Raw genomic sequence first — 12273 nt, 5'->3', positions numbered from 1 at the left:
ATCCTCCTTGATTAACGATGGTGTGCTTCAAAAGCGGCTAGATAGTCAACTAATGCCTGAACACCGGCTAACGGCATGGCGTTATAGAGGCTGGCACGCATACCGCCAACTAAGCGGTGACCCTTTAGGTTTAATAACCCGTGCTCACGGGCGCCTTGAATGACTGCGGCATCGAGGTCGGCCTGACCTGTGACGAATGGAACGTTCATGGTCGAACGGTCGCTGGTCTTGACTGGATTAGTAAATAGTTGTGACTGGTCTAAGAAATCATAGAGTAAGGCGGCTTTAGCGTGATTGCGAGCAGTCATTGTGCTGAGCCCGCCTTGGGCCTTTAGCCACTTGAGTACGAGACCCGCGGCGTAAATAGCAAAAACAGGCGGCGTGTTGAACATCGAATCTTTAGCCGCGAATAGCTGGTAATCCAGCATGCTTGGCAGGTTGGCGACTTGACCAATTAAATCATCACGGACAATGACGATTGTCAAACCAGCGGGACCCAGATTCTTCTGAGCACCAGCAAAGATGAGCCCAAAATCGCTGACTTGGTAAGGTTCACCTAAAAAGTTTGATGACATGTCGGCTACCAGTGGTACTTGACCCGTAACTGGCAGGCGCGTCATCATGGTTCCTTCAATAGTATTATTAGTTGTAAGATGAATATAATCGAGGGATTGATCGATGGGCTGGACGACCGTTGGCAGTTGGTTAAAATGGTTGGCAGCGCTACTCCCCAGTATCGTGACTTTAGTACCGACCCGTTTAGCTTCATCGGCGGCGCGTTGTGCCCAGTGACCGCTATCAAGCAACCCGATACGATGATGAGGCGCCAGATTTAGTGGCGCAGCTGTGAACTGTAGCGTGCCCCCGCCTTGAAAGAAGAGCACGTGATAGTTGTCAGGAATGGCCATTAAATCGCGAAGATCTTGTTCGGCATCTTGAAGGACTTGCGCAAATAAATCGGAGCGATGGGAGATCTCTAAAATGCTCATGCCGGAGTCTCGAAATGATGGTAGCTCCGCTTGAATTTGAGTGATGACTGGTTGTGGTAGAACGGCTGGCCCAGCAGAAAAATTATAAATTGGCATGAAAAATCCTCGCTTTCAGTAGTTTAATCAAGGTAATAAAAAAGTCCTCGCAGTCGGTTTCGACTACCAGGACGGATAATAACGAGATTAAGCAATTCCACCTGGTAGCGAATGTCTTAGCATCCGTGCTCAGGCTGATTTGCGTACGCAAAATTAGGCCGACACAGATGGGTGTGTAGACCAGGAGGAACTGATATGATGATTGATAGGATTAGTTAGAACCATCAGTTGGACACTCCTTCGTTAAACTGGTGTTAGCACCAGTCGGTTAATTGCGTTGGTATTAATTTAGCAAGCACGTAACCATTTGTCAAGCTAGATAATGAGAAAAGGCTGTGGCACAATTAGTATTATTAATAATAATTTAATCTTGGAGGCGCACGATGACAACCTTTTACGTGGTACGACATGGACAAACAGCGGCCAACGCCCAAAATTTAAAACAAGGCACGATTAATACAGCTGTCACGCATTTGAATTCGGTTGGCAAGCAGCAAGCGCAAACGTTGCACGATACGTTTGATATTAGCTTCGCGGATCGGTTGATTTGTAGCCCGCTTGACCGGACCCAGGCCACGGCGGCGATTTTGAATCAAGGCCGGCAACTACCTGTTAGCCAGGACGAGCGGTTATTGGAAATTTCATACGGCCAGTGGGATGGACAGGATAATGATCAGTTGCTAGCGGCCTATCCGCAGTACTTTGATCCACTTTTACAGGACGTTTTGCCAAGCTACGTGGAGGTTGCGACGGATGGCGAGACTTTTGAGCACGTGCAACAACGAGTAGCAGCATTTTTGAAGACAACAGCACAAGCCCATCCAGACGAGCAGATCATTGTCGTGACCCATGGTTTTACCGTCAAAGCCATGGCCTTAGCGATACTAAAGCCGACCGATCCGATGAGCTTACCGGAGCCAGCTAATACGAGCGTCACTAAAGTAATGGTGGATGCTGTCCATGGTCGCCAATATTTAGCATATTATAACCGCCTACCTCAATTCTGACGCGCAATGACTTAACGAACGGGCGATTCCGGGCTACAATAGATGGTGGTTTGAAATAGCCACGCACTGTTGAACCTTATTTCAAATCAAAGTCTAATTAGGCAGCAACAGCAGACATCACATATAAACTCCTAAGTGAGGTGGTCCTAGCATTTGGCGAGGATCGCCCTTTTGTATCCGCTTAAGCGTTTGATCAGTACCAATATTACAGGCGCGGTATAATATAAATAGTATTCAAAAATTAGATGAGGTGAGTAATGATGACATATTCAGCAGCATCAACGCGCTATGACGAATTACCGATTCGACGCGTGGGTAAGACGGGGCTACAGTTACCCGTTGTCTCGTTAGGGCTATGGCGAAATTTTGGGGATGAAGCGCCGTTTGCCAATTCACGAAAAGTGGTTCTAGATGCCTTTGATCATGGCGTTTTTAGCTTTGATTTAGCAAATAATTATGGACCATCGAAGGGATCGGCAGAGCGGACGTTCGGACAAATTATGCAACGAGATTTAAAGCCGTATCGTGATGAGCTCGTCATTACGACTAAAGCCGGATATCCGGCCTGGTCAGGGCCGTATGGGGCTTTCGGCTCACGCAAAACGTTGATCAGTTCATTGGATCGTAGTCTTAAGCAAATGCATTTAGATTACGTCGACATTTTCTACTCACATCGTCCAGACCCTAACATCGATTTGTATGAAACTGCCGCGGCCCTTGACCAGTTGGTTCGTCAGGGGAAGGCGTTGTATGTCGGAATTTCAAATTATGATCGCGACCAAACGGCAACGATGGTTAAGTATTTTAATGAGATGCACACGCCGTTTACGGTTAATCAGTACTCATATAACATGTTGAATCAACAGGCTCAAACAACGGGCCTGATTGACTATCTCGGCCAGCATAATGCGGGCTTGGTGGTATATGGTCCATTAGCTGAAGGATTATTGACGCAGCGCTACTTACAAGGAATTCCAGCCGATTTTCCGATTCATCGAACGAATAAATATTTATTTGATCAGGGGACTGCAGCCGTTGTCAATCAGTTGAATGCCCTGAACAGAATCGCTGAGCAACGGGGACAAACCTTGGCCCAAATGGCTTTGGCTTGGCTACTACGGTCACAGGTCGTCACGAGCGTCATCATTGGTACGACCAATGTCGACCACTTGCACGCTAATCTTGAAGCAACGCACAATTTAACCTTTAGTGATGATGAAGTAAAAGCTATTACCGCGATTCTAAAGTAAATTGCATTAAAGGCCACTCCCCCAATATGCCGGGGAGTGGCCTTTTTATTAGCGCGTCCTGTTTATTAAGGTCAAAAATAGCTCACTCTTAGGCTCGTTAGGTAGACTCCTGTTCTTCAGCAATAATCGCCCTATTTCCGACCTCCGGGGCGGAGCGACAATTGCTGGAACGTAAACCGACATCGATTTGAGCCCGAACCCGCCCAGTCTCAAATACGAGACTTATTCTAAGCTGGCGGCTTTTGAATTTAATGACGGTCATGTTTTGAACTGAGCCATAGCCGTGCGCTAACTTCAACTGACCGAATCCGGGCAATTTTAAAATAATTTGGGCGAATGTTCGGTAACCTCGGTAGTTAACGGCATAATTAGTTAGCTGGTGAAATTACTGATTGGTACAAGTGACCGGCTTATCAACGTCATCAAAATGTAATAGTTTTTATCGAACGTACGTTCTAAAAATGTGCTATGATGGAGCTACTATTTCGATGAGGTGATCTAATGGAACAGCTGAAACCAATTGAAGCGTCGTTATTGCAAGCTTATGAGTTAAACTGCGTGGTTCGGTTAACTTTAAGTGATGGTCATCAGCCGAGTGGCTTAATTGCGGCTGTGGACGACCAGCAGCTTTTTTTGAATCAACAAGCGGGAGTCGTTAAGCCGATTGCGTTGAGTGACGTAACCGCCATTGATTTTCTTAAACAGTCTTGGTGGCAGCGGTAATCCTAAAGGTCGTATTTCGCTATGATTTCGTGACGACGGAATTCGGTAATAGCAGTAATCAATTCAAGTGGTAGGGGCTGATCCAGCGGAAACTGGATGGCCCCTTTGCTTGTTTTATAGGTGATTAATTGATCATGAAAAGTCTCAATTGCACTTGGCGTTGGGTACAAGCCAAAGTGATGTTTGAATAAAGCAAAATGGATGACGTTTTCGTGCCAATAGAAGGTCGGCATCTGGTACTTTAACTGCTCTTGCGCCTCTGGTAAGACCGTTGCAATGGTTTGCTGTAAGGCTATTAATTGCGATTGATAGGCTTGTGGTGTGTTAGCAATATAGGCCTCAATCGGTGTCATGGTGAATATCCTCCTGGTCACGTAATTCAGCGGCTAAAGTGGCATCCGGGATAACGGTGATCGTGCGTGCAGGACCACTAAAGGTGACAAGCCCAGCCTTAGCACCCTTGGGTTTACGCATCTGGCCAACGGTGAGCACATCAACAGGTACGCGGTTCATCTGACGACCCTTACTGTAATAGGCCGTCAGTACGGCCGCTTCCTGCAAGGTTTGTTCACTCGGATGATTACTGTGAATAACCACGTGTGAACCGGGAATTTCACCACCCGCGTGCATCCAGTAGTAATCTTTACGGGCCGTCAATGTTAGGTGGTCGTTTTGACGACTATTTTTACCAACTTCAACCAGCACGTGGTCGTGCGTGTAAAAGCGGCGGGGATGGGCGGGTGTTGGGGCCTTAGACGAGTGTAAAACGTGGGTATGAATCGCGCCCGCAGCAATCAGTGTTTGCTTAAGCGCGGCGACCGCTTGTGGATCATTAGGGTCGAAAGCTGCTTGAGTTGCTAATTGCTGGTATAGTTCGGTCTTGGCCGTCGCCAAATTTTGTTGAACGGTCGCTTGACCGCGTTTGCTTTTGTGATAACGATGAAAATAATCCTCGGCATTTTCAATAATTGATTTTTTAATATCGAGTTTAATACTGAGTTGGTGGCCTTGATAGTCGGGCAATTCGACGAAATGATGGTGCCCCTCGATCTGGCTAGCATACGTCTTCAATAACGTGCCCTTGAGTTGCAAATCACTGACATCAGGCAGGTGGTCTAATGCTTTAGTTAATGATTCGATTTGTTTACGCGTGTGGTGAATTAAGTGCGCTAATCCAGTTTGGACTAGGTCGACATCGGTTGTGGTCGTCATTAATTGGGTTCCTCTAATCTGTAAAAGTTAACGTCTTAATAATAACATGTTCTGGTTAGTTAACAGTGGAAGATTGGGACTAGCGAATGAATTAAGATGTCAAATGACACGATTGAAAAAAGTTGAGCAATTTTCAGAAAAGTTCGGTATTCTATTACATGGGAGTTGATTGAGAAATGCAAAAAACATTAATTATTAACGCAGGTAGTTCATCATTGAAATGGCAATTATTTGCTATGCCTGCTGAAACGGTGGTTGCTAGTGGTCTCGTTGAACGGATTAGTATGCCCGGTTCAATTTTCACCATCAAGTATGGTGACCATCAAAAGTTTGAAACGACAGTCGATAATTTAGATCAAAATCATGCGGCGCAGATGTTATTGGCTGAATTACAGCGATTAGCAATTATTGACTCATTAACGGAAATTACGGCAGTTGCTCACCGAGTCGTTGCGGGTGGCGAAACGTTCAAGCAAGCAGTTGAAGTGACGCCAGCGGTACTCGAGGCCATTAAGGGGCTTAGTGACTTTGCACCATTGCATAATCCGATGGAGGCACGTGGTATTGAGACGATGGCTCAGGCTTTACCGACCGTTAAACAGTACGCGGTATTTGATAGTCAATTCTTTACCGATTTACCAGAAATGAATGCAATTTACAGTTTGCCATATGAATTGACCCAAAAATACCATATTCGCCGTTACGGTGAACATGGTATCTCGCATGGTTACTTAACCGGTCGGGCTGCAGAACTGCTGGCTAAGCCGAAAGATGACCTCAACCTGGTGACGTTACACTTAGGTAGTGGCGCGTCATTAGCTGCCGTAAAAAATGGCCGGGCCTTCGACACATCGATGGGCTTTACGCCATTAACGGGTGTCACAATGGGAACGCGCGCGGGTGACGTTGATCCGGCCGTATTGCCATTCCTCATGAAAGCTTTAAAGATCGATGATCCGAATGAAATCATGATGATGCTTAACAATCAGTCTGGGTTGTTAGGAATCTCAGGAATTTCACCAGATATGCGTGAAATCCGTGCGCAAGAAGCCACGAATCCCCAAGCCCAACTAGCTGTTGAAATTTTTGTCAATCGGATTGTTAAGTATGCCGGTAGCTATTTGACAGAATTAAAACGGGCGGATGCGCTGATTTTTGCGGGCGGCATTGGCGAGCATAATGCGACCTTGCGCCAGCAAATTATTGATGAACTGAGCATCTTTGGTGTGACCCTGGATCCGAAATTAAATGAAGCGGGTCAAGAAGGACTCATCAGTGGCGCAGATTCCAAGATTAAAGTGATGTTGATCCCAACTAACGAAGAATTAGCGATGGTGCGACAAGTTGCGGCGTTGCAAAATTAAGCTTCTCTTAATTTACGACTGCAATCAGTCTGCCGCTGTATAGCGCGTGCTATACTAACTGGCAAGGTACCCATGATGGGACTTGTAAGGAGGGAAGCTCTCTTCGCAGAGCGCATAGATGATCGGTTTATTGATTGCTTTAGTAATTGGTTTATGGTTGCTCAAAGTTATCTTTAAAATTGGTTTTAAAATTATCGGTTGGGTGTTCATGATTGTGATTGGGTTGTTTTTATTTAAAATCGCATTATGGTTAGGCCTGATCGTCGTGGCGATTGCCGGCGTTGCATTATTCGGAAATGCCACCACGTAATTTGAAAGATAAAGATGAGCGTTGTTAAAACTAGTGTCATCGGCACGCTAGCCGTAAAGGCGGCTTGTTGGAACTAAATAGTCATTGAACAAAAACAGGAAATCTCAGTTAGTTTTGTGAGACTTCCTGTTTTTTGAGTTAGATTAAAGTTCCGAGATAAACCATGACTAGGCCACCGACGAGACTCAAGCCAAAGTATTCCCAGGCGACCCGTTGATGGTGGTTACGGCCGAGCAACACGAGTTCGTTGATCATTGTTGAAAAAGTCGTATAGCCACCCATAATCCCAGTTCCTAGAAAAATCTGCCAGTTGGGCGGTAATGAGCTGGTTAAAATCCAACCGAGCAATAAAGCGCCGGTTAGATTGATAAATAACGTGGCAATTGGTAACGGCCATCGATTGAGAGGTAGTGCTAAGCGCATGATGCCGTAACGACTTAAGGCCCCTACAGCTGCGCCGGCACCGGCCAATCCGACTAGGACTAACATTAAAATTCCTCCTTTGGTAGCCAATAGGTGCTAAGGAAGTTTCCAGCTAGCCCCGCTAGCAAACCCAACCCTAAGCTAGCAGCGACATAACTTAAAGCTAAAACGCTATGACCACTTTGAAACGATTGTAGCGTTTCAAAAGTGAAGGTGGAAAAAGTAGTAAAGCTACCAACGAACCCGACACTCATACCGATAACAATATCTTCAGAGACGGGTAACCGCGCTGGTAACAAGTTAGTAATCAGGCTAAGAACAAATGCTCCCACAATATTAATCAGACACGTTATCCAGAAATGCTGTGGCCAAGTGACGAGCAAACTAAGCCCCTCCCGGAGACCACCACCTAGCATTGCGAAGCCGGTAATTGCAATGATCTTTTTCAAGCTGACACCTGCTTTCTGAAAGTAATTTTAGTTTACTGAAAAAACTTTTAAAAAACAATGGTTCTTGCAAATTGAAATTAAACATGCTAATCTACAAAGTAACTTATAAAACACGAGGTATTCAGCCAATGCGCAACTAATTAATTCTAGTAACTGAACAGAGCCATGCCTAGCATAGGGGTGGACTGTCCGTTTTGGGATTAATTAGGGTGCTGGTGGAATCAATTGCCAGCGTTCTCATTTTGAGGACGCTTTTTTGTGCCATAAATTAGTCCCTGCAACTAAGGGGATGCTTATTAATGACAATGATTAATTTAAAAAATATTCAAAAAGATATGGCGGGACGGCCACTATTTACAATTGACCGATTAGTCGCCAATGCCGGGGATAAAATCGGCGTGGTTGGCCGGAACGGTGCTGGTAAATCAACACTGGCCCATTTACTGACGGGTACTGATCGTGATTATACGGGGCAAATTATGGTGGACGAGCCAGTCAGCTATGTTGCCCAAATCGCACCGACTTTTGACCAAAGTGGTGGTCAAGCTATGCTAACCAGAATTCGGCAGGCTTTGAGCGCCCGGCCAACAATTTTAATTCTAGATGAACCGTCATCTAATTTGGATGAAACACATCAGCAATGGCTTATTAATCAGTTACAACGTTTTCGTGGGTTGCTGTTGTTGATTTCACATGATCGGCAATTATTAAATGCTGTGACGACACAGACTTGGGCGGTTGAACACCAAAAATTCACCGCATATGCAGGCAATTACGCATATTATCAGACGGTAAAAGCGCAGCAACTCGCAACTCAGAAAGTCGCGTATCAGCGCCAAAACACTCATCAGCGTGAGTTACTAGCAGCGCAGCGTCAACGTAATGAAAAAGCCCAGCGGATTCGAAAAGGCAATCGGCGAATGTCGCAAGTAGAGCGTGCCAAGACGAAAGCGACTAGGGAAGCTACCGCGGCCAAGATGGAACGAACGGCTAAACGCATGGTCGCCCGAGGACAACGGGAACCGCAAGTTGCTAAGCCCTTTACGACTTCAGGCTTTAAGTTAGTCGCGACAGATTTTCCGACGTTTACAGGTAAGACCGTGGTAACTGGTCTTAATGTCACATTGGCTGAATATGGAAAAACGTTGTTAGCACACGCTGACTTTCAAATCAGGCCACATGATCGGGTCGCTATCGTGGGGCCCAACGGTAGCGGTAAGACCACATTACTGCGTGCAATTTTAGGTGGCCGGGTGTCAGGATTACGATTGGCTCCGGCGGCACGAGTCGGAGTATTCAACCAAGATATGACAGTGCTCGACGGTAAACAGTCAGTGTGGCAAACGGTGCGGCAAGTCAGTCAGCTACCGGATCAAACGATCCGTAACGTCATGGGCGCGTTGGGCCTGCCAGCACGCTTTTATCCGCAACTGGTATCGGCGTTAAGTGGTGGTGAACTAGTTAAATTACAGCTAATTCGTATTTTAGTCGGTCAATATAACGTTTTAATGTTAGATGAACCAACCAATTATTTGGATGTGGACGCGCTGGATGCGTTGGCCGATTACTTACAAAATTATCCTGGAACCGTAATTTTTGTTTCACATGATGAACCGTTTTGCCAGGCCGTTGCTACTCGGGTATTGCAATTCGAGACGCACCAATTAGTTGATCCTGACAAAGTTGTTAAAGCGCCGCAACCGGTAGAAGCTGACTTAGCAGTACTTCAGTTCAAGTATGATCAATTAATGGCAGACCCGACGTCTTCTACAGCTACTATTCAGGCATTACAGCAACAAATTGATCGGCTGAAAGCATGACACGTTGTTTAGCCTTGAAGCATTCCCAATTTCCATACACAGAAATCCTTTTGAAATTTCCTTTAGGTGTTAAATCGGAGGCTATCAGTTTGCGATAGGTGTTAACAAAAACTATAGTAAAATTTTAGTTATATTAAGTTGAACCCCAAAGATTGACATAAATCGAATTTTAGGGGTTCAATTTATTTATGTGATGTTTGCTGATTTTGTGAGTAACCTATACTCTGAGTCATCATAAATTTGTTTGACAGTCGATAAATTTAAAATAATCATTATAGATCTTGGTCTATTTGCCAATCCGGTCAAAAAATAATAGTCCTTATTCAATTGTGATAGCATTTTTACAATGGATATTATTATGGTAAAATAATTCAAATATAACATATGGTTTGTTTGAATAATCAACTAATTTATTTTGACAGTTAAATGGGGTGTGCCAAAAATGAAAAATGGCGATCTAGGCGGGGCAAATGCTGCTATAGGATTTCGACATCAGTATTATAGTGCGATTGATGCGGTAATGGAACATATAGATGATGCGGACTTTAAAGGTATTCGTTTAGAAGGTAAAAATGATTTTACTTTGGTTTTTAATCAGACTAATATTTCTGTTCAGGTGAAATCCAATAATCCGACTATTTGGGGACTAGGAAAAATAGTAAATAAGCTGCCGCTTAATATGGAAAAATATTTGATTTATTTATCGGGCCTAACTCCTAGTGTAAAGAGCCTTATTAGTAAGTTAAGAATTGTCAAAAATGATCCTGAAGAATTAGAATCGTTAACAGATATTTTTACTCAAAAGATGAATCTTGATCCGGAAAGAATCAAAATAATGTTTTTATGTGACTTTAGAGTTTATCCAAGCCATGGCGAGGAACAACCGGCCTTAGGTCGTATTGCACAATGGGCAAGTAAAAATAGAATTAATTGTGATGTAGTTGCAACGTTGAATTCACTTATGGAATTATTTAGCAAATTGAGCACGGAGTGGGGGTTTGTATCAACTGAAAAATTAAAAAAGGTTATCGAAAACAATCGTTATATACCCGAATTTTCAGCCTTGGCAATGAACCAGGATGCTCTAGGGTTTAATTCCGACTTATTAGATGCAATTGATTATTTTTTAAATAATGTAAGTTCGAATCAAAATACAGTGGGAGCGTTAAGAAATCTAAGATTATTAGTGGTAAATAATAATTTAGACATGAGACTGGCTGCTAGAAATTTGGCCGATGAGAATCCTCGATATGAAATTTTACGTGCTGGAGTTTCTTTATTCACAAGTGGAAAAATTGACTTTAATGTTAACATAAATTTGGTGCCAGCTCGATTATTGAGCTTTTTGAAGTTAACTAGAGGAATAGCTGCACTTAATACAGATGATTATTCAGCTACAATTACCGACTTTGAGGATATACAGACTAATAAAATTATAGTGCATACGAATTTACCGTATTTGTGTGGACTATGCCAAGTTAACTTAAAAGACTATTCAAATGCAACTAAGAATTTCAAAATTGCAAGTCGTTTGGGTAGTTCAATAGTACGTGCAGATGCTTATTGTCAACTATTTATGTTAAAGCACCAAGAAGATCCTTTTTTTGCCGACTTTTATGATTTGGATTGTGCAAAAGAAATTTTACCAACATATTCACGTAGTTATGTATTAGCGATTAAACAGTATGTGTTTCTGGGGAAGTTTGATGACGCTATGCGTGATTTTAGATACCTGCAAATAAATAGCCTGAGTCCAAAGACGAAGCGTGAAGTTTATGAATATATTGCCATAGCTGAATCTCATAGCGAAAATATACATGTTAAAACAGCCATGGTTGACTATTTGAAAATACTTGTGAAACAGAATCGTTTTAAGCTAAAGGAAGGTCGCACTATAGGGTTTGTTTTTGTTGCGGCTTATTTTACGGATATATACAGAGTTTACGCAATAAAAGGTGGATATGGCTTAGATATGGGACGGCAATGTATAAAAATTGAGGCACGTTCAGATATTTACGCATCAAGGATCGGCTTGCATACCATCGTTCCACCTGTTGAGGCTCTTTTAAATCTTAGTCTTAGTGACGAAGTGAAGAATCTTGAAGAGTATTATGGAAAAAGTATATCTGACTTAACTGTTGAAGAAAGACATCGTATTGTTGATTCAGCGGCTTTTCAACATAAATATGGTATTTCAACATTGCTTGTTCTCGAAAATACAGCAGATGATAACGAAAAGCTTCTAAAATCCGAGCATATAGGCGTGAATCACGAGTACCCAAATATAATTGAGTATGTAGGAGATAATCAGGTAAATGCCAGTATTAATCTTGAATTCTATTTTGAAAAAACGACTGGAACAATTGATATTAATGATTTCCATTGTATTTTTCATATTGACAGAGTAGGAAAAAGTACTCATGAGTTCAAACGGCGTTTAAGAAAGAATGGGTTTCATCAGGTGATTATCCTTATTCCCGGGAACAAGAAGCAAAAAGAAATTTTATTATATTTGCCTGATTCGTGTGTTAAAACTGTTGATCACGACTGATATGAAAACATTATTGTTATGTTTCAATCGGAAATTTGGCAAAAAAGGCCGGTCTGTAAAAATCTTCGGATTATGACAG

At 43.2% G+C, this 12273-nt stretch carries 12 protein-coding genes; 7 read left to right on the top strand and 5 right to left on the bottom strand.

What is annotated here, in order from left to right; translation table 11 throughout:
- Window positions 1-11: 11 nt before the first annotated feature.
- Window positions 12-1085: a 3-phosphoserine/phosphohydroxythreonine transaminase gene (gene serC / locus E5260_RS14450; RefSeq protein WP_003641796.1), complete on the bottom strand. Its 1074-nt coding sequence runs from the start codon at window positions 1083-1085 to the stop codon at window positions 12-14.
- 383 nt (window positions 1086-1468) lie between these two features.
- On the opposite strand from serC, the gene E5260_RS14445 reads away from it, so the two are divergent.
- The 3 genes from E5260_RS14445 (at window position 1469) to E5260_RS14435 (ending at window position 4065) form a co-directional block, all read left to right on the top strand.
- On the top strand, window positions 1469-2092 hold the full coding sequence (locus E5260_RS14445; RefSeq protein ID WP_003641797.1) for a histidine phosphatase family protein: 624 nt from the start codon (window positions 1469-1471) through the stop codon (window positions 2090-2092).
- Window positions 2093-2352: 260 nt separating this feature from the next.
- Window positions 2353-3342 (top strand): aldo/keto reductase, encoded by a 990-nt coding sequence (locus E5260_RS14440; RefSeq protein WP_025015646.1) that lies wholly within the window; start codon window positions 2353-2355, stop codon window positions 3340-3342.
- A 501-nt stretch (window positions 3343-3843) separates the two neighbouring features.
- The gene (locus E5260_RS14435) at window positions 3844-4065 is read left to right on the top strand and encodes a hypothetical protein (protein WP_003641799.1); all 222 of its coding nucleotides are present in this window, start codon (window positions 3844-3846) and stop codon (window positions 4063-4065) included.
- A gap of 2 nt (window positions 4066-4067) precedes the next feature.
- Here E5260_RS14435 and E5260_RS14430 read toward each other — a convergent pair whose 3' ends face one another.
- Together E5260_RS14430 and E5260_RS14425 are read right to left on the bottom strand one after the other, a co-directional pair.
- The gene (locus E5260_RS14430) at window positions 4068-4418 is read right to left on the bottom strand and encodes an iron chaperone (protein WP_003641800.1); all 351 of its coding nucleotides are present in this window, start codon (window positions 4416-4418) and stop codon (window positions 4068-4070) included.
- On the bottom strand, window positions 4405-5277 hold the full coding sequence (locus E5260_RS14425; RefSeq protein WP_003641801.1) for an NFACT RNA binding domain-containing protein: 873 nt from the start codon (window positions 5275-5277) through the stop codon (window positions 4405-4407). The genes E5260_RS14430 and E5260_RS14425 overlap by 14 nt, the downstream gene beginning before the upstream one ends.
- A gap of 176 nt (window positions 5278-5453) precedes the next feature.
- Here E5260_RS14425 and E5260_RS14420 point away from each other — a divergent pair, with 176 nt between their 5' ends.
- Together E5260_RS14420 and E5260_RS14415 are read left to right on the top strand one after the other, a co-directional pair.
- The gene (locus E5260_RS14420; RefSeq protein ID WP_003641803.1) at window positions 5454-6641 is read left to right on the top strand and encodes an acetate/propionate family kinase; all 1188 of its coding nucleotides are present in this window, start codon (window positions 5454-5456) and stop codon (window positions 6639-6641) included.
- A 118-nt stretch (window positions 6642-6759) separates the two neighbouring features.
- Window positions 6760-6951 (top strand): hypothetical protein, encoded by a 192-nt coding sequence (locus tag E5260_RS14415; RefSeq protein ID WP_003641804.1) that lies wholly within the window; start codon window positions 6760-6762, stop codon window positions 6949-6951.
- Between the two features lie 138 nt (window positions 6952-7089).
- On the opposite strand, the gene E5260_RS14410 is transcribed toward E5260_RS14415, so the two are convergent.
- Both E5260_RS14410 and E5260_RS14405 read right to left on the bottom strand, forming a co-directional pair.
- The gene (locus E5260_RS14410; protein ID WP_003641805.1) at window positions 7090-7440 is read right to left on the bottom strand and encodes a fluoride efflux transporter FluC; all 351 of its coding nucleotides are present in this window, start codon (window positions 7438-7440) and stop codon (window positions 7090-7092) included.
- The gene (locus E5260_RS14405) at window positions 7440-7823 is read right to left on the bottom strand and encodes a CrcB family protein (protein ID WP_003641806.1); all 384 of its coding nucleotides are present in this window, start codon (window positions 7821-7823) and stop codon (window positions 7440-7442) included. Before E5260_RS14405 ends, E5260_RS14410 begins: the two co-directional genes overlap by 1 nt.
- Before the next feature lie 299 nt (window positions 7824-8122).
- On the opposite strand from E5260_RS14405, the gene E5260_RS14400 reads away from it, so the two are divergent.
- Both E5260_RS14400 and E5260_RS14395 read left to right on the top strand, forming a co-directional pair.
- The gene (locus E5260_RS14400; protein ID WP_003641807.1) at window positions 8123-9643 is read left to right on the top strand and encodes an ABC-F family ATP-binding cassette domain-containing protein; all 1521 of its coding nucleotides are present in this window, start codon (window positions 8123-8125) and stop codon (window positions 9641-9643) included.
- Window positions 9644-10058: 415 nt separating this feature from the next.
- Window positions 10059-12194, top strand: coding sequence for a tetratricopeptide repeat protein (locus E5260_RS14395; protein WP_229103143.1), 2136 nt, complete (start codon window positions 10059-10061; stop codon window positions 12192-12194).
- Window positions 12195-12273: the final 79 nt, after the last annotated feature.

The organism is Lactiplantibacillus plantarum (genome assembly GCF_014131735.1).
GTDB lineage: Bacteria > Bacillota > Bacilli > Lactobacillales > Lactobacillaceae > Lactiplantibacillus > Lactiplantibacillus plantarum.
Note: the sequence above shows the minus strand (reverse complement) of the source record. Positions and strands in the feature narration are given on the sequence as shown.

Excerpts from the sequence above, each read along its gene's own strand:
- serC (WP_003641796.1), bottom strand. The coding sequence starts at position 1,085 with ATGCCAATTTATAATTTTTCTGCTGGGCCAGCCGTTCTACCACAACCA.
- E5260_RS14445 (WP_003641797.1), top strand. The coding sequence starts at position 1,469 with ATGACAACCTTTTACGTGGTACGACATGGACAAACAGCGGCCAACGCC.
- E5260_RS14440 (WP_025015646.1), top strand. The coding sequence starts at position 2,353 with ATGACATATTCAGCAGCATCAACGCGCTATGACGAATTACCGATTCGA.
- E5260_RS14435 (WP_003641799.1), top strand. The coding sequence starts at position 3,844 with ATGGAACAGCTGAAACCAATTGAAGCGTCGTTATTGCAAGCTTATGAG.
- E5260_RS14430 (WP_003641800.1), bottom strand. The coding sequence starts at position 4,418 with ATGACACCGATTGAGGCCTATATTGCTAACACACCACAAGCCTATCAA.
- E5260_RS14425 (WP_003641801.1), bottom strand. The coding sequence starts at position 5,277 with ATGACGACCACAACCGATGTCGACCTAGTCCAAACTGGATTAGCGCAC.
- E5260_RS14420 (WP_003641803.1), top strand. The coding sequence starts at position 5,454 with ATGCAAAAAACATTAATTATTAACGCAGGTAGTTCATCATTGAAATGG.
- E5260_RS14415 (WP_003641804.1), top strand. The coding sequence starts at position 6,760 with ATGATCGGTTTATTGATTGCTTTAGTAATTGGTTTATGGTTGCTCAAA.
- E5260_RS14410 (WP_003641805.1), bottom strand. The coding sequence starts at position 7,440 with ATGTTAGTCCTAGTCGGATTGGCCGGTGCCGGCGCAGCTGTAGGGGCC.
- E5260_RS14400 (WP_003641807.1), top strand. The coding sequence starts at position 8,123 with ATGACAATGATTAATTTAAAAAATATTCAAAAAGATATGGCGGGACGG.